The organism is Bacillus sp. FSL K6-1366 (assembly GCF_037976695.1).
Lineage (GTDB): Bacteria > Bacillota > Bacilli > Bacillales > Bacillaceae > Bacillus > Bacillus subtilis.
In genome coordinates, this window is record NZ_CP150268.1 from 3,539,845 (window position 1) to 3,559,901 (window position 20,057).

General features: G+C 45.8%; 22 protein-coding genes, 1 pseudogene and 2 riboswitches. Of the genes and pseudogenes, 17 read left to right on the forward strand and 6 right to left on the reverse strand.

The window, feature by feature from the left end:
* Positions 1-21 precede the first annotated feature (21 nt).
* The 4 genes from MHI44_RS18590 to MHI44_RS18605 are packed head-to-tail and all read left to right on the forward strand — an operon-like array spanning position 22 to position 3,967.
* A complete protein-coding gene (locus MHI44_RS18590; RefSeq protein ID WP_160221524.1) occupies positions 22-981 on the forward strand; it encodes an LD-carboxypeptidase in 960 nt (319 codons plus the stop codon).
* Entirely contained in the window at positions 978-2,078 is a 1,101-nt protein-coding gene (ykfB, locus tag MHI44_RS18595) for an L-Ala-D/L-Glu epimerase (protein WP_181217015.1), read from the forward strand. The genes MHI44_RS18590 and ykfB overlap by 4 nt, the downstream gene beginning before the upstream one ends.
* Positions 2,075-2,965, forward strand: a complete 891-nt coding sequence (gene eepC / locus MHI44_RS18600) for a gamma-D-glutamyl-L-lysine dipeptidyl-peptidase (protein ID WP_339202521.1) — start codon at positions 2,075-2,077, stop codon at positions 2,963-2,965. Before ykfB ends, eepC begins: the two co-directional genes overlap by 4 nt.
* Positions 2,966-2,977: 12 nt before the next feature.
* Positions 2,978-3,967 carry an oligopeptide/dipeptide ABC transporter ATP-binding protein gene (locus MHI44_RS18605; protein ID WP_339202522.1) on the forward strand — a complete coding sequence of 330 codons (990 nt, stop codon included), beginning with the start codon at positions 2,978-2,980 and terminating at the stop codon, positions 3,965-3,967.
* Positions 3,968-4,010: 43 nt separating this feature from the next.
* Here MHI44_RS18605 and pgl read toward each other — a convergent pair whose 3' ends face one another.
* Complete coding sequence (gene pgl / locus MHI44_RS18610; RefSeq protein ID WP_101172472.1) at positions 4,011-5,060, reverse strand: 6-phosphogluconolactonase; 1,050 nt, start codon at positions 5,058-5,060, stop codon at positions 4,011-4,013.
* 89 nt (positions 5,061-5,149) lie between these two features.
* Positions 5,150-6,010, reverse strand: a complete 861-nt coding sequence (locus MHI44_RS18615) for a dimethylarginine dimethylaminohydrolase family protein (protein ID WP_003232597.1) — start codon at positions 6,008-6,010, stop codon at positions 5,150-5,152.
* A 159-nt stretch (positions 6,011-6,169) separates the two neighbouring features.
* On the opposite strand from MHI44_RS18615, the gene MHI44_RS18620 reads away from it, so the two are divergent.
* Complete coding sequence (locus MHI44_RS18620; protein WP_003232595.1) at positions 6,170-6,688, forward strand: acyl-CoA thioesterase; 519 nt, start codon at positions 6,170-6,172, stop codon at positions 6,686-6,688.
* A 238-nt stretch (positions 6,689-6,926) separates the two neighbouring features.
* A complete protein-coding gene (gene hmpA, locus MHI44_RS18625) occupies positions 6,927-8,126 on the forward strand; it encodes an NO-inducible flavohemoprotein (RefSeq protein WP_339202523.1) in 1,200 nt (399 codons plus the stop codon).
* Between the two features lie 76 nt (positions 8,127-8,202).
* Here the strand turns inward: hmpA and MHI44_RS18630 are convergent, their stop codons facing one another.
* Complete coding sequence (locus MHI44_RS18630; RefSeq protein WP_021479445.1) at positions 8,203-8,427, reverse strand: hypothetical protein; 225 nt, start codon at positions 8,425-8,427, stop codon at positions 8,203-8,205.
* A 144-nt stretch (positions 8,428-8,571) separates the two neighbouring features.
* Here MHI44_RS18630 and MHI44_RS18635 point away from each other — a divergent pair, with 144 nt between their 5' ends.
* The 9 genes from MHI44_RS18635 to MHI44_RS18675 all read left to right on the forward strand — a co-directional run bounded on the left by MHI44_RS18635 (position 8,572) and on the right by MHI44_RS18675 (position 15,538).
* Complete coding sequence (locus tag MHI44_RS18635) at positions 8,572-9,303, forward strand: DUF421 domain-containing protein (protein ID WP_033884976.1); 732 nt, start codon at positions 8,572-8,574, stop codon at positions 9,301-9,303.
* A 91-nt stretch (positions 9,304-9,394) separates the two neighbouring features.
* The gene (locus tag MHI44_RS18640; protein ID WP_122894611.1) at positions 9,395-9,922 is read left to right on the forward strand and encodes a DinB family protein; all 528 of its coding nucleotides are present in this window, start codon (positions 9,395-9,397) and stop codon (positions 9,920-9,922) included.
* Positions 9,912-10,430 carry a GNAT family N-acetyltransferase gene (locus MHI44_RS18645; RefSeq protein WP_042974328.1) on the forward strand — a complete coding sequence of 173 codons (519 nt, stop codon included), beginning with the start codon at positions 9,912-9,914 and terminating at the stop codon, positions 10,428-10,430. The genes MHI44_RS18640 and MHI44_RS18645 overlap by 11 nt, the downstream gene beginning before the upstream one ends.
* 32 nt (positions 10,431-10,462) lie before the next feature.
* A riboswitch (guanidine-I (ykkC/yxkD leader) is annotated at positions 10,463-10,574 on the forward strand.
* A gap of 77 nt (positions 10,575-10,651) precedes the next feature.
* Positions 10,652-10,990 (forward strand): multidrug efflux SMR transporter subunit YkkC, encoded by a 339-nt coding sequence (gene ykkC, locus MHI44_RS18650; protein WP_339202524.1) that lies wholly within the window; start codon positions 10,652-10,654, stop codon positions 10,988-10,990.
* A complete protein-coding gene (ykkD, locus tag MHI44_RS18655; protein ID WP_015252242.1) occupies positions 10,990-11,307 on the forward strand; it encodes a multidrug efflux SMR transporter subunit YkkD in 318 nt (105 codons plus the stop codon). The genes ykkC and ykkD overlap by 1 nt, the downstream gene beginning before the upstream one ends.
* Before the next feature lie 70 nt (positions 11,308-11,377).
* The gene (gene purU, locus MHI44_RS18660; RefSeq protein ID WP_003245802.1) at positions 11,378-12,280 is read left to right on the forward strand and encodes a formyltetrahydrofolate deformylase; all 903 of its coding nucleotides are present in this window, start codon (positions 11,378-11,380) and stop codon (positions 12,278-12,280) included.
* 350 nt (positions 12,281-12,630) lie between these two features.
* Entirely contained in the window at positions 12,631-13,728 is a 1,098-nt protein-coding gene (gene proB, locus MHI44_RS18665) for a glutamate 5-kinase (protein WP_014479591.1), read from the forward strand.
* 11 nt (positions 13,729-13,739) lie between these two features.
* Positions 13,740-14,987 carry a glutamate-5-semialdehyde dehydrogenase gene (proA, locus tag MHI44_RS18670; protein WP_014479592.1) on the forward strand — a complete coding sequence of 416 codons (1,248 nt, stop codon included), beginning with the start codon at positions 13,740-13,742 and terminating at the stop codon, positions 14,985-14,987.
* Between the two features lie 125 nt (positions 14,988-15,112).
* The gene (locus MHI44_RS18675) at positions 15,113-15,538 is read left to right on the forward strand and encodes an organic hydroperoxide resistance protein (RefSeq protein ID WP_339202525.1); all 426 of its coding nucleotides are present in this window, start codon (positions 15,113-15,115) and stop codon (positions 15,536-15,538) included.
* 40 nt (positions 15,539-15,578) lie between these two features.
* Here MHI44_RS18675 and ohrR read toward each other — a convergent pair whose 3' ends face one another.
* Positions 15,579-16,013: an organic hydroperoxide resistance transcriptional regulator OhrR gene (gene ohrR / locus MHI44_RS18680; protein WP_339203585.1), complete on the reverse strand. Its 435-nt coding sequence runs from the start codon at positions 16,011-16,013 to the stop codon at positions 15,579-15,581.
* 142 nt (positions 16,014-16,155) lie between these two features.
* Here ohrR and MHI44_RS18685 point away from each other — a divergent pair, with 142 nt between their 5' ends.
* Both MHI44_RS18685 and MHI44_RS18690 read left to right on the forward strand, forming a co-directional pair.
* Positions 16,156-16,566: an organic hydroperoxide resistance protein gene (locus MHI44_RS18685; RefSeq protein ID WP_003232570.1), complete on the forward strand. Its 411-nt coding sequence runs from the start codon at positions 16,156-16,158 to the stop codon at positions 16,564-16,566.
* Positions 16,567-16,600: 34 nt separating this feature from the next.
* Positions 16,601-16,770 (forward strand): annotated as a pseudogene (locus MHI44_RS18690) (hypothetical protein).
* Between the two features lie 48 nt (positions 16,771-16,818).
* On the opposite strand, the gene guaD reads toward MHI44_RS18690, so the two are convergent.
* Together guaD and metE are read right to left on the reverse strand one after the other, a co-directional pair.
* On the reverse strand, positions 16,819-17,289 hold the full coding sequence (gene guaD / locus MHI44_RS18695; protein ID WP_003245084.1) for a guanine deaminase: 471 nt from the start codon (positions 17,287-17,289) through the stop codon (positions 16,819-16,821).
* Between the two features lie 172 nt (positions 17,290-17,461).
* Positions 17,462-19,750 carry a 5-methyltetrahydropteroyltriglutamate--homocysteine S-methyltransferase gene (gene metE / locus MHI44_RS18700; protein WP_003232565.1) on the reverse strand — a complete coding sequence of 763 codons (2,289 nt, stop codon included), beginning with the start codon at positions 19,748-19,750 and terminating at the stop codon, positions 17,462-17,464.
* 127 nt (positions 19,751-19,877) lie between these two features.
* Positions 19,878-20,033: riboswitch (SAM riboswitch) on the reverse strand.
* Positions 20,034-20,057: the final 24 nt, after the last annotated feature.

The window sequence follows — 20,057 nt, forward strand, 5'->3', positions numbered from 1 at the left end:
TATACGTAGGGTGCAGAGCAAATGAAAGGAGTGTTTTCGTTGAATTACAAGCCGAAAGCGCTGAAAAAGGGTGATACAGTCGGAGTGATCGCGCCCGCAAGTCCGCCGGATCAAAAAAAGCTTGACACCGCGCTATTATTTTTAGAAGAGCTCGGTCTTCAGGTGAAGTTGGGCAAGGCGCTGAAAAACCAGCACGGCTATTTAGCGGGACAGGATGATGAGCGGCTGGCGGATCTCCATGAGATGTTCAGAGACGAGGAGGTAAAAGCAGTGTTGTGCGCATGCGGGGGTTTTGGGACAGGACGTATCGCCGCGGGCATTGATTTCAGCTTGATCCGCAAACACCCTAAAATCTTTTGGGGATACAGCGATATTACGTTTTTACATACTGCCATTCATCAAAACACAGGTCTTGTCACTTTCCATGGCCCGATGCTCAGCACGGATATAGGCCTTGACGACGTTCACCCGCTGACAAAAGCGTCATATAAGCAGCTCTTCCAGGAGACGGAATTCACCTATACAGAAGAGCTTTCTCCGCTGACCGAGCTTGTTCCTGGAAAAGCGGAAGGCGAGCTTGTCGGGGGAAATCTGTCTTTGCTGACGTCTACACTGGGCACGCCATTTGAAATTGATACGAGAGGAAAGCTTCTGTTTATTGAAGATATTGACGAGGAGCCTTATCAAATCGACCGAATGCTGAATCAGCTGAAAATGGCGGGGAAGCTGACGGACGCGGCCGGAATTCTAGTTTGTGATTTTCACAATTGTGTCCCGGTGAAGCGAGAGAAGTCTCTCTCGCTTGAGCAGGTGCTGGAAGACTATATTATTTCTGCGGGCAGGCCTGCTCTGAGAGGATTTAAAATCGGCCACTGCTCGCCAAGTATTGCCGTTCCGATCGGTGCGAAAGCTGCTATGAATACAGCAGAAAAAACAGTCGTAATAGAGGCGGGCGTTTCAGAAGGGGCGCTGAAGACATGAAAATCATTCGAATCGAAACAAGCCGAATTGCTGTCCCGCTGACAAAGCCGTTTAAAACCGCACTTCGCACTGTGTATACGGCTGAATCAGTCATAGTAAGGATTACTTATGACAGCGGTGCAGTCGGATGGGGAGAAGCACCCCCGACGTTAGTGATTACAGGAGACAGCATGGATAGCATTGAAAGTGCCATTCACAATGTTTTAAAACCGGCATTGCTTGGAAAAAGCCTGTCCGGCTGTGAGGCCATTCTGCACGACATCCAGCATCTTCTTACAGGAAATATGAGCGCGAAGGCTGCTGTAGAGATGGCTCTATACGACGGCTGGGCGCAGATGTGCGGGCTGCCGCTTTATCAAATGCTTGGCGGATATCGAGATACGCTGGAAACAGATTATACCGTCAGTGTCAACTCACCTGAAGAGATGGCAGCTGATGCCGAGAATTATCTCAAACAAGGCTTTCAAACGCTGAAAATAAAGGTCGGAAAAGATGATATTGCAACAGATATCGCCCGTATCCAGGAAATCAGAAAACGTGTCGGATCAGCTGTGAAACTGCGTTTAGACGCTAATCAGGGGTGGAGGCCGAAGGAAGCGGTAACTGCCATTCGGAAAATGGAGGATGCGGGCCTAGGCATTGAGCTTGTCGAGCAGCCTGTCCATAAAGATGATCTCGCTGGGCTTAAAAAGGTGACAGATGCAACAGATACGCCGATTATGGCTGATGAGAGTGTTTTTACACCGCGCCAGGCGTTCGAAGTTCTGCAAACCCGGAGCGCAGACTTGATCAATATTAAATTGATGAAAGCGGGCGGCATCAGCGGAGCAGAGAAAATTAATGCAATGGCGGAGGCCTGCGGGGTGGAGTGTATGGTCGGCAGCATGATCGAAACGAAGCTGGGCATTACGGCCGCGGCGCATTTTGCGGCAAGCAAGAGAAACATCACACGCTTTGATTTTGACGCGCCGCTGATGCTGAAAACAGATGTATTCAATGGCGGCATAACATATCGCGGCAGCACGATTTCGATGCCTGGCAAACCGGGCCTCGGAATCACCGGGGCTGCGCTTTTGAAAGGGGAAAAAAAGCAATGATGCACACTGTCATATCAGCAGTGGCCAACATCTGGACAGCGCCTGATTCACCGCGTCCGTCTGATCAATTCATGCTTCAACCGACTGTAATGATCAGAGACTGGCTGGAGCGCATGACGTATGATGAACGGCTTGGATTATGTACAGACAATGTAATCCAAACTCAGGTTCTCTTTGGCGAAAAGGTACTTGTGACGGCGGAACAGGGGGAATGGGTTTCTGTGATCGTGCCTAGCCAGCCATCCCGAAAGGATCCGCGCGGATACCCAGGCTGGATGAAAAAGAACCAGCTGGAAAAAACAAAGCCCATCCATACACAACACGATGTGATGATCAGCAAACCTGCTGCCTTTTTGTACAGAAGCAATGGGGAAAAGGAGATCGAATTAAGCTTTTTGACGCTTCTCCCCTTCATTGCAAAAGAAAATGGATATTTTAAGGTTTCGACCGTTTTTGGGGAAAGGTTTGTGAGGCAAAGTGATGCAGTGCCTGTCAGCCAACAGAAAGGGACTGCTGAAGACATCATTCAAACGGGTGCGTTTTTCCTTGGCCTTCCCTACCTGTGGGGAGGGATCAGCGGGTTTGGGTTTGATTGCTCCGGATTTATGTACAGTATATTTAAGGCAAATGGATATAGCATCCCCCGTGATGCGGGAGATCAGGCTAAGGCGGGGAAGGGTGTCCCGCTTGATGATATGAAAGCCGGTGACCTGCTGTTTTTTGCTTATGAGGAAGGAAAAGGAGCGATTCATCACGTCGGTCTGTATGTAGGCGGCGGGAAAATGCTTCATTCTCCAAAGACAGGAAAATCAATCGAAATCCTTACATTAAAAGACACAATCTATGAAAAAGAACTTTGTGCGGTGCGCCGCTGTTTTTCAGAATAAGGAGGGAGACAAATGACGCCACTGCCTTTGTTAGAGGTCAGCCAGCTGAAAATGCATTTTGACGCAGGGAAAAAGCGGACAGTCAAAGCCGTCGATGGGGTCACCTTTCAGATTCGTGAAGGAGAAACGTTCGGGCTAGTCGGGGAATCAGGGTGCGGGAAATCAACCTTGGGGAGAGTGCTGATGCGCCTTTATCAGCCGACAGAAGGAAGCGTGACATACCGCGGCACAAATCTTCATGCACTAAGTGAAAAAGAGCAGTTTGCCTTCAACCGCAAACTGCAGATGATTTTTCAGGACCCTTATGCTTCACTTAACCCGCGCATGACCGTTCGAGAAATTATTTTGGAGCCGATGGAGATTCACAATCTCTACAATACCCATAAAGCGCGGCTTCTCGTCGTGGACGAGCTGCTTGAGGCAGTTGGGCTTCACCCCGATTTTGGGAGCCGTTATCCGCATGAATTCAGCGGCGGGCAAAGGCAGAGAATCGGGATTGCGAGAGCACTGTCGCTGAATCCTGAATTTATCGTGGCGGACGAACCGATTTCTGCACTTGATGTCTCTGTTCAAGCGCAGGTGGTCAACCTGCTGAAGCGGCTTCAAAAAGAGAAAGGGCTAACGTTTTTATTCATTGCCCATGATCTTTCGATGGTGAAGCATATCAGTGACAGGATCGGTGTGATGTACTTAGGACACATGATTGAAATTACAGAGAGCGGCACCTTGTATCGTGAACCGCTCCATCCCTATACAAAGGCGCTTTTGTCCTCGATTCCGATTCCAGATCCTGAATTGGAGGACAAGCGTGAGCGTATTCTCTTGAAAGGGGAGCTGCCGAGCCCGGTCAATCCGCCAAGCGGCTGCGTGTTTCGTACCCGCTGTCCGGAGGCGATGCCTGAATGTGGAGAATCTCGTCCCCAGCTTCAAGAAATCGAACCCGGCCGTTTTGTCGCTTGCCATTTGTATCGAAATGCTGAAACGAAGGAAAAAGTGAGATAAATAAAAAGAGTGGCTCCTTTTTACTAGAGCCACTCCATTTGTTTTATACTTGATGTAAAAACTTTACACAAACCGGGTAAGGGACAGAAACCGTTGATGGGAGGAGTGTCAATCGGCCGGTTTCTTTGTCTCTTTCAAACAAGACAAGGTTGCCTGTTTCTTCATTTGAAGCAACGAGGAACCCTTCCGTTGGGTCAAATACAAAGTCACGAGGCCAGTTTCCTTCTGTCGACACTCTTTCTACGAAAGCCAGCTCTCCTGAATATTGATTCACTTCAAATACGGCGATACTGTCATGGCCGCGGTTTGCGACATAAACAAAACGTCCGTCCTGCGTGACATGTATTGCGCTTCCCTGGCTGTTATCTGTAAAATCATCAGGGATGGCAGAAACGACTTGGATTTCTCTAAATTCGCCGGCTGTCGGGTTGTATTCAAGCGCAATCACTTCATTGCTTAATTCTGTCATGACATAAGCGTATTTTTCTTTCGGATGAAAAGCGATATGGCGAGGTCCTGCACCGGGAGCGAAGGAATGGCTTCCGGATTCAGTCAACACACCGTCTTTAAGCTTATAGGTGTAGAGCTTATCTATACCTAAATCAACCGCTACCACATAATTGTGTTCAGGTGTGAACCCCGCGTAGTGTGTATGCGGTTTTTCTTGTCTTTCGTGCGGCCCTTTTCCTGTGTGAGCGGCCTCTGAAACAGGTGATTGCAAGCTGCCGTCTTCCTGAACCGGAAAAACGTGTACCTTCCCGCTGTGATAATTGGCAGTCAGTACGAATTGATTTTGATCATCAATGCTTACGTGGCATGGCGAAGGGCCATCAATTAACTGATGATTCAGAAATGTCAACTCGCCGCTGTTTTTATCGATTTGATAGGCAGCAACTCCGCCTTGGCCGTCTGCTTTTTCGATGGAATAAAGGATGGTGTTGTTTTTATTCGGCGCCACATATGTCGGGTTGCCCAGCTTAGCGGCCAGCTTTGGCTCGCTGAGTGCTTTTTTCTCAGTATCAAGCTCAAATGAATAAATTCCTTCGCTTCCGCCTTTTGTATACGTCCCGACATATCCTATGTATTTTGTCATGCGATTTCCCCCTTAAAAATGATGTCACCTCTATATTAACGTATCTTGATAAAATAAGCTGTTCAAAACATGAAAAAGGGGAAGATTCTTCATTCGCCTCGAATCAGCGGCATTGTGCAGCACCTGAAGGAGCCGCCTGATTTAATAATTTCTGACAGGTCAATTTCGATAATGTGATAGCCTCTTTTCGATAGCTGTTGATTGACATGGCGGTTGCCAGGGAGACTGATGATCGTTTTTTTTCCGATTGAAAGGACGTTGGTGCCAAGCGTAAATTGTTCGTCCTCGGGCACCTCAATAAGATCATAACGTTTTGCCAGCATATCGGCTGCATCTGGCTCAATGGCCTGTGGATAAATTAACGCTTCGCTTTCAGATACAATGTTAAATACGCAGTCCAAATGCAAAAATTTTTCATGAAGCTTCACTGGAACGATCGTATATTCAGGAAGTGCCTCTTCCAGCTGGCCGATAGCTGAAATGTCGGTGCGCTGGCTGATTCCGACATAGACAATGTCATCATCGATAATGACGTCTCCGCCTTCAATACTCGTATCAAGCATGCGGGTGTAAGAGATACCTTGGCTGTGAAAAAAATCTTTTATAACGGCTTCTTCTCCTTGGCGAATCGGTTCAGTCATGCTTGACAGAAAGGCTTTTTCTCCGATGACAAATCCTATGTCCCTAGTAAAAACCTGCTCTGGTAGCCCGTCGCGAACGGGCAAAAGGACGACCTCAACGTTGTGTGACCTAAGTGCCTCCACTAAGCGGCTGTGCTGGTCGTTTGCGGTTTTTACATGAATATTGTCATCTTCAAAATGTTTTTGTGTTTCGTTTATAACATCTTTTATGGTCATGTGCTCAGGTTTGCATAAGATCACTTTCTGAAGTGTGCCGTATTCCGTTCGGCATACCGTTTTGTGCTGAGATTTCGGGATGGATACGTCCATTTGTTTTTCCTCCTAAAGTGTGAAGAATACATTTATTATTCCCTCATCATGAAAATCATTAAACCATTTTAAATTTTAGACAAATGGAAGAGAATATTGTTTAATAGGAGAATATAAGTGCATTTAGCTAAAAGATCAGACATCAAAGGGGAGAAAGGTATGGAAACACCGGAAACAAGATTTTGTAAAGAGTCAAAGGTTGTGAAAACCAGCAGGGTGTTCCCGCTTGACACGAACAACCATAATACGCTGTTTGGCGGAAAATTAATGAGCTACATAGACGACATTGCCTCTATTTCAGCGGCGCGCCATTGCAGACGTGAAACGGTAACAGCTTCAATGGATTCTGTAGATTTTTTAAAGCCGATCGGGCAAAAGGATTCTGTCTGCCTAGAGTCCTATGTGACATGGGTCGGCACATCTTCCATGGAAGTATTTGTGAAAGTCATTAAAGAACATTTGATGACTGGCGAACGGGAACTCGCTGCCACATCCTTTTTGACATTTGTCGCATTAGATTCAAATGGCAAGCCGGTGCCTGTACCGAGAGTTGTACCGGAAACAGAAGAAGAAATCATGCTGCATAATACAGCTGTACAGCGCGCTAATGAACGTAAGAACCGCAAGAAACACAGCCAGGCGCTTGCAAATGCGCTCGGAACTGATAAGCCTTGGTGAACGTTAAACCCAAAACATAAGTTGTTTTGGGTTTTTTTGTACTTTTCAATGGTGATTATTACAATGGTTAGTCCGTTTTTGCTAGGGGATTCTACAAAAAAGCAACAAATGTCATGTTAAATTGATAATTTTGTGACAACTTTATTAAAGATTCATTTTAGATATATCTTTTATTCGTAAGATCATGTATTTTAAAGATATATTTTAAATACATCTTTTCGAAAGGATTGTTTATAAAATGTTAGATAACAAAACAATCGAAATTATTAAAAGCACTGTACCCGTATTGCAACAGCATGGAGAAACAATCACTGGCCGTTTTTACGATCGGATGTTTCAAGACCATCCAGAGCTTTTGAACATTTTTAATCAAACAAACCAAAAGAAAAAAACACAGCGAACTGCACTGGCAAATGCCGTTATTGCAGCTGCGGCAAACATTGACCAATTAGGAAACATCATTCCGGTTGTCAAACAAATCGGCCACAAGCACCGCAGTATCGGAATTAAGCCTGAGCACTACCCAATCGTCGGTAAATATTTGCTGATTGCGATTAAAGATGTATTGGGAGACGCTGCAACTCCTGACATTATGCAGGCATGGGAAAAAGCGTACGGAGTCATTGCTGACGCGTTCATCGGAATTGAAAAAGACATGTATGAACAGGCTGAAGAGCAAGCCGGCGGCTGGAAGGAGTATAAGCCATTCGTTATCGCAAAAAAAGAGCGGGAAAGCAAAGAAATTACATCCTTCTATTTGAAACCGGAAGACGGCAAGCCGTTACCTGAATTCCAAGCAGGGCAATATATCAGCATCAAAGTGCGGATTCCTGATTCTGAATATACGCATATCCGCCAGTACAGCCTGTCTGATATGCCGGGAAAAGACTATTATCGAATTTCAGTGAAGAAAGATGGTGTCGTGTCTTCCTACTTACACGATGGGCTGCAGGAGGGAGATTCAATAGAGATCAGCGCACCGGCAGGGGACTTTGTTTTAGATCATGCATCACAAAAAGATCTCGTTTTGATCAGTGCCGGAGTTGGCATTACACCAATGATCAGCATGCTGAAAACATCTGTTTCCAAACAGCCTGAACGACAAATTCTGTTCATTCATGCGGCGAAAAACAGTGAATATCATGCATTGCGCCATGAAGTAGAAGAAGCAGCAAAACATTCTGTTGTTAAAACAGCATTTGTGTATCGCGAGCCGACAGAGGAAGACCGTGCAGGTGATCTGCATTTTCATGAAGGACAGATTGATCAGCAATTCCTCAAAGAACTGATTGCCAACACAGATGCGGATTACTATATTTGCGGTTCACCGTCGTTTATTACGGCAATGCATAAGCTTGTATCAGAGCTCGGATCAGCGCCGGAGTCTATCCATTACGAGCTATTCGGCCCGCAATTAAGTTTGGCGCAGTCCGTTTGAACACATACATGAAACTCTTCTCCTTTCAGAGAAGAGTTTTTTATTGAGATATAAGAAGGCAGACAAGCGCCGGTTTCTACATCCGGACAATCACAGACCCGCCGCCATTTGTGCATACACGGTTTTGCTGTTCTTGCATTGTTCTCAGCAATTCATTGTTTACCTCAATCGCTCTAATTAGTTGCTCCATCCTTAGCTCCAAACCGGCCAGCCTGTCGATTGTTTGCTGCTGGTAGCTCTCGGGTTGGGGAGCCAAAGGCAGATCAAAGGGCCAAAGGGCATTCGACTTCTGATTTTTCATATTGCGTATTGCGCCTCCAATCGGTGTCACTTTCTATTGTGTTATGTTCAGTCGATATGCACGTTCGCCTAGACACTGATGCATAGAGGGCCTGCCACGGGGCACAATAGGCTCAATATGACCAGCGGATGGAGGTAAAGATCGGTGTTATGGATGATATGGGTATTTTTACTGAAGCCAGTTATCGTATTTTCGATTGCATATATTTTATTTCGACTTGCCGGTAAAAAAGCTGTGTCACAAATGAACAATTTTGATCTGCTTTTGACCTTCGCAATCGGAACCATTATCAGTGAGCCGATCCTTACATCCAAGCTGCCGATGTCAATTTATTATGCGGGTGCTTTTTTGGTGCTTTATCTTATCATGAGCAAGCTCTCTTTATCTAATAAATGGCGATGGCTCCTGGTCGTGAGCCCGACTGTCCTAATCCGAAACGGGGATATTGATGAACGCGGCCTTCGTAAAGAAAGGCTGACTGTTAATGAGCTGCTTGGAAAGCTGAGGGAAAAGGGCTATGCCGACCCGGCTGACATTGATCTTGCTATCATTGAAGAAACGGGAGAAGTAAGCGTCATCCCGAAAGAGGAAGCGAGAGCGGTGCAGGTGCGGGATTTGAATATGGAAGCTGAACGGAATTTTATCCCGATTCCGCTCATACTGGATGGCGAAATCCTTGATCATAATTTGAAATATCTCCAAAAAAACCGATCTTGGCTGTTTGAGAAGCTTGAGGAAAAAGGGTACAGCCCCAAACTGCTGTCTTCGATTACCCTTGGCACGATGAATGCACGCGGTGATATATCCCTTGATTTAAATACCGCTAATGAACCGCAGCATGATCCTTACTTATACAAACCGGGAAATAACAATTAAGATGGCTCTCTCTTGTAATGAGAGCTTTTTTCTTTTTTAAAGGGAATTTTTGTTTGGTGTCAAATGTACCTAGTTAGGAGGGGAACTGAACATGAAGGACTTATCCATAAGAAACGACATGGCGCCAACGGTCAGTTTGCTGTATTCCGCAGTGGAAGAAAACAGTCTCCGTCTGGCTTCCATCGTAAGCCATATGACACACAGTGAACTTTACTATAAGGGGCGCTGCCAAACAAAAAACAGCACGGCTCAGCTTTTGCACCATATCACAAATGTTGATATCAGATGGGTCTGGCGTATCAAGGAAAATCGGATACCGGACCATATTGAACAGGCATACGGCCCGATGACAGATGAAAGCGGACGGCTGCCTGAACCGGTGAATCAGCCAGGCTTAGATGAACTCCTGAAAAGACATCAGCATGTAGTAGAGGAGTTGAAATCGGTATGCTTCACTTTAACTGAAAATGCTTTGAACCAGCCGCTTTCCTTCGAAGGTGACACCGCGACGATACGATGGGGAATTTGGCATATGGCAGATCATAACCGCTATCATCAGGCACATATTGAAGCTCTCAAAAAAGAATGGAAGCAGGATGTGGCGAAGTATGAACGCTAAAACGAAGCTTGTGACTGATCGAATTCGTTTGCGCTGTATGGAAGATCGGGATCAAGCCACTTTGTTTGGGCTGCTTTTTAATGATCCTGACGTCATGACATATTATTCCGGTTTAAAAGATAAGAGGCAAACCCGCGAGTGGGTCAATTGGAACCAACGAAATGAAAAAGGGTACGGCGTTAGTCTGTGGATCGCCGAAGATAAGCGGACAGGGGAGTTTTTGGGGCAATGCGGCATCGTTCCCCAGCAGATCGAAAATCAAACCGTAATGGAAATTGGATATATGTTTGCCCGCCGCCACTGGGGGAACGGCTATGCGCAAGAAGCGGCTCGGGCCTGTCTGGACTATGGCTTTAACGAGCGGCAGTTCGGCAAAATGACGGCTTTGATTGATCCGGATAACAAAGCGTCCATACGGGTAGCGGAGAAAATCGGCATGCATTACAGCAAAACGATCAGAAAATGGAATAAACCGATCGCGGTATATGAAAGAAAATCTTACAATTGAAAGATAGAGCTCAGTTTAGTATTATGATATCATGTAAAGTTTTCTAGGGTTCCGCATGTCAATTGACATGGACTGGTCCGAGAGAAAACACATACGCGTAAATAGAAGCGCGTATGCACACGGAGGGAAAAAAGCCCGGGAGAGTCAATCTCATGTGAGACGACTGTCCGGGGTTTTTTTGTTTTCGGAGAATCCTAATAGATAGAAAGGAATGACTCAAAATGAAATGGGGATTGGTCGTGCTTGCCGCTGTTTTCGAGGTTGTTTGGGTGATAGGCTTAAAGCACGCTGACTCAGTCTTAACATGGAGCGGCACTGCCATCGGCATCATATTCAGCTTTTACCTTCTAATGAAGGCGACTCACAGTCTGCCTGTTGGTACCGTGTATGCCGTCTTTACCGGGCTCGGCACAGCGGGAACAGTACTTAGTGAAATCGTTCTTTTTCATGAACCGGTTGGATGGCCGAAGCTATTGTTAATTGGCGTGCTCTTAATCGGTGTAATCGGGTTGAAGCTTGTGACACAGGATGAGACAGAGGAAAAAGGAGGCGAGGCATAATGCTGCACTGGATCAGTTTATTGTGCGCGGGCTGTTTAGAAATGGCCGGCGTGGCCCTTATGAATCAATATGCGAAAGAAAAAAGCGTGAAATGGGTGCTGTTGATCATTGTTGGTTTTGCCGCTTCATTTTCCTTGCTGTCGTACGCAATGGAAACCATTCCGATGGGAACGGCTTACGCGGTCTGGACAGGAATTGGCACCGCCGGCGGGGCGCTTATCGGCATCCTCTTTTACAAGGAGCAGAAAGACGCCAAACGGATCTTCTTTATCGCGTTGATTTTATGCTCAGCAGTTGGTTTAAAAATTCTGTCATAAATTGATTTTTATCAAATCTTCAGTATAATGGATAAATAGTTTAGACTTACAAAGATAAGAGGGATTATTCATGAAATCATATATGACTCAGCGGTTGGACGAATACCGTGACGGAAATGAGGATAAAGGGCGGCTCTTGGTCAGCTGCCCCGATCAGCCGGGTATCGTCTCTGCAGTTTCCGCGTTTTTATTTGAACACGGTGCCAATATTATAGAATCAAATCAATATACGACAGACCCTGAAGGCGGCCGGTTCTTCCTGAGAATCGAATTCGACTGCGCAGGCATTCGTGAAAAAAAATCATCACTTCAGGCAGCGTTTGCCTCTGTTGCGGAAAAATTCGACATGACATGGAGCTTAACTTTGGCGAGCGAACTGAAGCGTGTCGCCATTTTCGTTTCAAAGGAGCTCCACTGCCTGCATGAGCTGATTTGGGAATGGCAAACCGGCAACCTGATGGCGGAGATCGCTGTTGTCATCAGTAACCATGAGGAAGCGAGAGAGCTGGTTGAGCGCCTGAACATTCCATTCCACTATATGAAAGCGAACAAAGACATCAGAGCGGAAGTCGAAAAGAAGCAGCTTGAACTGCTGGAGCAGTACGATGTTGATGTCATCGTTCTCGCACGCTATATGCAGATTCTAACTCCTGATTTTGTTTCGGCTCATCCGAATCGCATCATCAATATCCACCATTCATTCCTGCCAGCTTTTATCGGTGCGAATCCGTACAAACGGGCCTACGAGCGCGGCGTGAAACTGATCGGTGCGACATCTCATTATGTGACAAACGATCTTGATGAAGGGCCGATCATTGAACAGGATATTGAGCGTGTGGACCACCGCGATAATGCGGAAGCGCTGAAAAACATCGGAAGAACAATTGAGCGCAGCGTGCTTGCCCGTGCTGTGAAATGGCATTTGGAAGACCGTGTCATCGTTCATGAAAATAAAACAATCGTCTTTAACTAGACTGCAAGAGGCCCGCGCAATGCGGGCTATTTTTGGTAACAAAAAACCTTGACAAGTGTCTTTTTTCTTTGCATAATATAAAAAAATCATTGAGCGTTGAAGAGGATTAGTAAGCAGACCTTTCTGTGACAGAGAGCAAAATGAATCGCTGAAACATTTTGCCGCATGAAACCTGCCGAACCTGCCTTGGAGTCCTAGGGGGAAAACCTAGGCGCATAACCTGGCGTTACAGGAGAGCGGAGCGTGCACAAGCGCGTTCAATCAAGGTGGTACCACGGAAACCCATTTCGTCCTTATGAATCAGGATGAAATGGGTTTTTTTATTGTAGAAGAGCCGCGGAGGAGAATAAATGAAAAAACAAAGAATAGTAGTGAAAATAGGAAGCAGTTCGCTCACGAATAGCAAAGGAAGCATTGATGAGGCAAAAATCAGAGAGCATGTTCAGGCGATTTCCGTGTTAAAAAAAGCGGGGCATGAAATGATTCTGATTACCTCGGGTGCCGTAGCGGCGGGGTTTTCCAGCCTCGGTTATCCGTCCCGTCCCGTTACCATCAAAGGAAAACAGGCGGCGGCCGCGGTCGGACAAACACTGTTAATGCAGCAATATATGAATCAATTTAAACAATACTCATTAACTCCGGGACAAATCCTTTTAACGAGAAATGATTTTTCGAAAAGAGAACGGTATCGAAACGCGTATGCTACGATAATGGAATTATTAGAGCGCGGCGTCATTCCGATTATCAACGAGAACGATTCTACATCTGTTGAAGAATTGACATTCGGAGATAATGATATGCTTTCTGCGTTAGTCAGCGGATTGATTCACGCGGACCAGCTCATGATTCTCACCGACATTAACGGACTGTATGATGCCAATCCAAATGAAAATCCTGAGGCGAAACGATTTGATTATTTGCCGGAGATCACGCCTGAATTGCTTGGATATGCAGGTTCAGCTGGATCAAAGGTCGGCACCGGCGGAATGAAATCAAAGCTGTTAGCCGCACAAACCGCGCTGTCTCTGGGAGTGAAAGTATTCATTGGAACAGGCAGCGGAGAGCAAAAACTTGCGGACATTTTGGACGGCAGGGGAGACGGCACTTATATCGGAGACAAAGAACTATCTTCGGTTAACAACACAAGGCAGTGGATTCAGTTCCACTCGCCGATATCGGGAGAAATTATCATTGATGCGGGTGCCGAGGAGGCGATGATCCATAATGGAAGCAGCCTTTTGCCCGCTGGCGTTGTGGGTGTGAACGGAAGCTTTCCGAAAGGGGCGGTTGTGGAAGTCAGGGGACCGGGCGGCGTGATCGGCAAAGGCCAAACTCATTACTCCTCCGAGGAGATTATGGAGGCTAAAGGCAAACGCAGTGACGAACTTGATTTTGAGAAAACGTTTGAGGTTATTCATAGGAATGACTGGGTCAATGTAAAAGACTAGGAGGCGGAAAAATGAGTGAAGTTTCTGTAAAAGCGAAGCTGGCGAAAGAAGCAGCAGCCGAAATGATCATGAAAACAACAGCCGAGAAGGATGAGGCGCTCAGCCTCATTGCAAACGGACTCCGCAAAGAATTGGATTTTCTCTTGGCGGAGAATGCAAAAGACATTGTGAACGGAAAAGAGAATGGTTTAACACCGGACATCATTGACCGTCTCACATTGGATGAGAAACGGATACGCGATATCGCGGACGCGGTGGAGCTCTTAATCGACTTAGCGGACCCAATCGGCGACTCTCTTGAAACGATTGAAAAAGAAAACGGCCTGTTTATTGAAAAAATCCGTGTGCCGCTTGGTGTCGTAGGAATGATTTATGAGGCGAGGCCAAACGTCACAGTTGATGCGGCTACCCTTTGCCTGAAGACAGGGAACGCGGTTGTGCTGCGGGGAAGCTCCTCAGCCATCCACAGCAACAAAGCGCTCGTCAGTGTCATTCACAGAGCACTTGAGCAATCAGCGCTTCCGATTCACGCTGTGCAGCTGATTGAGGATACGAGCAGAGAGACAGCAAAAGAGCTCTTTACGTTAAATGATGGCTTAGACGTATTAATTCCGCGCGGAGGCAAGAAACTGATTGATCTCGTTGTGAGAGAATCAACAGTTCCTGTATTAGAAACGGGAGCAGGAAACTGCCACATATTCATTGACGAAACAGCCAAACCTCAAATGGCAGAAAAGGTTGTCGTAAATGCCAAAACTCAGCGCCCTTCTGTATGCAACGCGATTGAATCATTGCTGATTCACAAGGCTTGGGCAAGACAGCACGGGAAAGAATTGCTGGACCAGCTGGAAAACGCGGGAGTTGAAATTCGGGGTGATGAATTGGTATGTGAACTTCATCCTTCAAGCAAACAAGCATCAAAAGAAGATTGGGAAACCGAATTCTTAGCGCCTGTCCTCAGCGTAAAAACGGTTGAAAACGTCCAAGAAGCTGTGAAGCATATCCAACAATACGGCACCAATCATTCTGAAGCGATTTTAACTGAAAATGACAAAAACGCAGCATATTTTCAAACGGCTGTCGATGCTGCCGCTGTCTATCATAACGCGTCAACCCGCTTTACCGACGGCTTTGAATTCGGCTACGGAGCCGAAATCGGCATCAGCACGCAAAAGCTTCATGCAAGAGGACCGATGGGGCTTCCTGCACTGACTTCTACAAAATACATCATTAAAGGAACTGGGCAAATCCGTGAATAGCGGGGCAATGTTCAATGAAAAAGCTTATCTCATTACGAGATAAGCTTTTTTATACGTGAAAAATTGACATACCAAAATTAATTGTGTACAATTTAATTGTATAAAATTTATTGGGGGAATGAAAAATGAGTCAGCCATTATTTACAGCAACTGTTTCAGCGGTAGGAGGAAGAGAAGGAAAGGTCATTTCATCAGACCGCGTTCTTGAGCTTGATGTCGCAATGCCGGGGACAACGAGAGCCAAGAAATTAGAAAAAGCGACAAATCCAGAGCAGCTGTTTGCAGCAGGTTATGCAGCTTGCTTTGACAGCGCCCTGCAGCTTGTCGCAAGAACAGAACGAGTAAAAGTAGAGACAGAGGTTACAGCGAATGTAAGCCTGTTAAAGGATGAAGCGGACCAGGGCTACAAGCTTGGTGTGACGCTGCAAGTAAAAGGAGAAGGAGTCAGTGCATCAGAATTGGAGGCGCTTGTGAAAAAAGCGCACGGCGTCTGCCCGTATTCAAAAGCAACCTCCGGAAATATTGAAGTGACGCTTGAAGTTGCTGAATAAATAAAAAGAGGATGCCCCGCACAGGGCATCCTCAATTTTTTTAATGAAGTGTTTCCAACAATGTATATAGAGCGGACTTTAACTGTTTGAGATCCTCTCCAGATAGCTTTGAGAGCCCTAGGATCGTCTCTGGAATGTCAACCGCTTTTTCTTTTAATAACGCCCCGTCCTCTGTCAGGCTGATCAACACGGACCGCTCATCCTCTTCAGATCTTTTTCTCGTAATCAAACCCTGTTGTTCCATTCGTTTAAGCATCGGAGTGAGCGTCCCTGAATCTAAATACAGCTGTTCGCCCATTTTTTTGACAGTAAGCGTTTCATGTTCCCATAACAATAGCAAAGCCAAATATTGAGGGTATGTTATATTCAGCTTATCAAGCAGCGGCTTGTATTGCTTTGTCATTTCCCGCGAACTCGCATATAGCAAAAAACAAAGCTGATTCTCCAATTTCATATGATCAAATTTATTTTCCATTTTGTTCACCAACTCTTTTTTGTCATTCGATTCTATTGTATCTGAAAAACCTCACTTTTCCTATTCTCGGCAAACATAGCATGTTTAAAAAGATTAGAAAGGGAAATATAACAACTAGATACAAATAAGGAGGTTGGGAAATATGGCACTATTTACAGCAAAAGTAACCGCGCGAGGCGGACGGGCAGGACATATTACATCAGATGACGGTGTTCTTGATTTTGATATTGTCATGCCAAATGCCAAAAAAGAAGGACAAACCGGCACAAATCCGGAACAGCTCTTTGCGGCAGGGTATGCTGCATGCTTTGGTGGCGCGCTCGAACACGTAGCCAAAGAGCAGAATATCGAAATTGATTCGGAGATTGAAGGGCAGGTCAGCCTCATGAAGGATGAGAGCGACGGCGGGTTTAAAATCGGTGTCACACTTGTTGTGAACACGAAAGATTTAGATCGGGAAAAGGCACAAGAGCTTGTCAACGCCGCTCATGAATTCTGTCCTTACTCAAAGGCAACCAGAGGAAATGTTGATGTAAAACTAGAATTAAAATAATGACCGGCATCCTGAGTGTTCTCAGGATGTTTTTTTGGTGTCGGAGCATGCGGGGCGGGCACAGATTTTTGATAAAACGTCAGAGAAGCGTTTGAAGCATGCCTTTAAACCAAAAGTTACAGATGAAGGGGGCGGCTGGCTTGGTGTCTGCCAAGCTGAATTCCGGCGCGCATGATTGCTGTTTTGTATTTGCACAGGGCATAGCGCTACTTGGAGAAATAACAAGGATCAGGCCGCACATGCCTGATCCTTTTAATATTCTTTCTTATTGGCGAAGTTCCGCCATGCTTGAAACGGGGATAAATGCTCTGTCAGAGTCACTTGATAAAAGGGGATCGTTCTTTCTTCAGCAGGTTTATCAATTTCTTTATAAATGAATGAATCATCAAACCCGGCTTCGGCAGCGTCTGTGTGCTCAGCTGCATAGAAAACGGCTTTAGGCCGGGCCCAGTAGATGGCGCCCAAGCACATTGGGCATGGTTCACAGCTCGTATACAAAATGCAGTCATCAAGCTGGTATGCTCCTAGCACCTTACAGGCTTTCCGAATAGCAGTGACTTCCGCGTGGGCAGTCGGATCATTGCTTGTTGTGACGTTGTTCTGTCCTTCTGCAATAATGGCTCCGTCTTTCACGATAACGGCTCCAAAAGGCCCGCCGATTCCTGCATTCACTCCTTCACATGCGAGAGTGACAGCCCGTTTTAAGAACGTTTCATGATTCATCCCAATCCCTCCTGTCAATAGAGTGTTATTAGTATAGCCGAAAAGAATGCAAAGAACATTCTTAAAAAAGTGCAAAATAAACAAAGTAATTGGGGGATTTGCTAAATAAGAAACCGATTGTGGCTGTATTATAGAAAAAAACCATCTGCCAAATGCAGATGGTTTTTTCAAATTATACTAGCTGTGTCTGCTGTGCTCTTGCCTGTTTTGCAGCTTCAACCATGTTTTTCAATGCTGCAACCGTTTCTTCCTGCTGTCTTGTTTTCAATCCGCAGTCTGGATTTACCCAGAAGCGGTCAGTCGGACAGACGGCAAGCGCATCAACGATAATATTGTACATTTCTTCAGTTGACGGCACACGAGGGCTGTGAATGTCATATACACCAAGGCCAAGCCCTTTTAAATACGGGTGGTTTTTTAAGTAATCTAAAAATCCTCCGTGGCTTCTGCTATGTTCGATTGTAATCACATCGGCATCAAGATCATTGATTGTATCAACGATATCTTCGAAGTTGCTGTAGCACATATGTGTATGAATTTGTGTCTCGTTTTTCACGGAAGAAGTGGTTAATCTGAAAGCTTCTGCCGCCCAAGTCAAATACTCATCCCAATCGCGGGTTTTCAATGGAAGGCCTTCACGCAGCGCTGGTTCATCGACTTGAATGATTTGAATGCCTGCGTCTTCAAGCGCTTTAACTTCTTTGCGAAGGGCAAGCCCGATTTGGAAGGCGATTTCTTTCCTCGAGATGTCGTTTCGAGGGAAAGACCAGTTTAAGATTGTAACCGGGCCCGTCAGCATTCCTTTCACATGCTTGGAAGTCAATGACTGTGCGTAGACTGTGTCTTTCACTGTCATCGGTTCAATAAATTCAACATCTCCGTAAATGACTGGCGGGCGGACACAGCGTGAGCCGTATGATTGAACCCAGGCATATTTAGTGAAGGCGAAACCGGCCAGCTTTTCACCGAAGTATTCGACCATGTCTGTCCGTTCAAATTCGCCGTGAACAAGGACATCAAGCTCCAATTCTTCCTGAATATCAATCCATCTTTTTGTTTCCGCATTGATAAAGTTTTGATACTGTTCATCGGACCACTCAGCTTTCCGCCATTTTTGGCGTGCGCTCCGCACTTCAGCAGACTGCGGGAAGCTTCCGATCGTTGTCGTCGGCAAAAGCGGAAGGCCGAGAGATTCATTTTGCAGGGCTAAACGTTCTTCAAACGGAATCGGGCGCTTGAAGTCTTTATCGGTTAATTGCTCAAGCTCTTTCTTTTGTTCGGAATTGGCGCCTGTTGCAAACTGTTTAAGCGCCTGGATATCAGCCTTAGCCTGCTGAATCTCTTCGCTGATCGCCGCTTTTCCTGATACTAAGCCTTCTTTCAAAGCTGTCAGCTCGGCCAGCTTTTCTTTTGCGTAGGATAATCCGTTCAATAGGTCTTTTTCCAAATGCTCATCAGGGTGTTTCGCTACTGGAACATGTAGCAGGCTGCTGGAAGGCTGAATCCACAGTTCATCAACTTTTGCAATGCTGAGAATATCAAGAACGGCATCGAGACGCTCTTCAAGGTCCGCTTTCCAAATGTTGCGTCCGTCGATAACGCCGGCTGCCAGCACTTTGTCTGTCGGAAAGCCATGTGTTTTAAGCTGTTCCAGGTTTCTGCCTTTGTCGTGAACGAAATCAAGGCCAATTCCCTGAACCGGGTAAGAGATCAGCTCTTCATAAGCATCAACAGAATCAAAATACGTCTGCAAAAGCACATTCAAGGATGAAAGCTCACTTGTAATGCTTTCAAATAATTCTTTTGCACCGCGGACATCTTCACTAGAGGCGGTAACGAGCGCCGGCTCATCGATTTGAACCCATTTTACGCCTTCTTCTTCAAGCTCTTTCAAAAGCTGTACATATAATGGCACAAGGCGTTTTTGGATCGCTTTTGCTTCAGACGGTTCATAGCCTTTAGCAAGCGTAACGAACGTATAAGGGCCGACAATCACAGGCTTTGTTTCCACACCGTATTCCTGTTTGATCCGGCGATAATCTTCGAGTTGCTTGTTTCTTGTCAGACGGAACTCAATGCTCTCGTCATATTCCGGAACGATGTAATGGTAATTTGTATTAAACCATTTTGTCATTTCACTAGATACGGCGTCTTTGATTCCGCGGGCGATAGCGAAGTATGTATCGGTAGCGTCAGTCAAATGTCTAAAACGTTTCGGAATCCAGTTGAAGCTGACTGCTGTGTCGAGTACATGGTCATACTGTGTGAAATCAGAAACAGGCACAACATCAATCTGCTGGTCAATTTGTGTTTTTACTGCGGATAAAAATAGTTCGTCTATTTGCTTCAAAAACGTATCTTTATCAGTACTGCCTTTCCAATACGCTTCAAGTGCTTTTTTCCATTCCCGGTTCAGTCCGATTCTCGGAAATCCTAAATTCGATGTTTTGATGGTTGTCATTGTTTCTCCTCCTTTATATGTAAAACACTCTCTTTAACCCGCGGATACAGGCTGCTAAGAGGTTTTCTCACAACAAAAAGCCTCTTTCCCATGAGAGAAAGAGGCTTTTCTGCGTAAAACACTGCCTCTCTCATCTCTCAGACACAATCTGATGGAATTAGCACCGTGCCTTATGAGACATCAGTCTCGGCGCGAAAAGCAGTGCGCCCCATTTCACAATGGTATTACGGTCGGTTGCTGTTGGGGTCAAAAGGCCAATCCCTCGCCCAACTCTCGATAAGAGAAAATGTTATTAATTTTTTGAAAA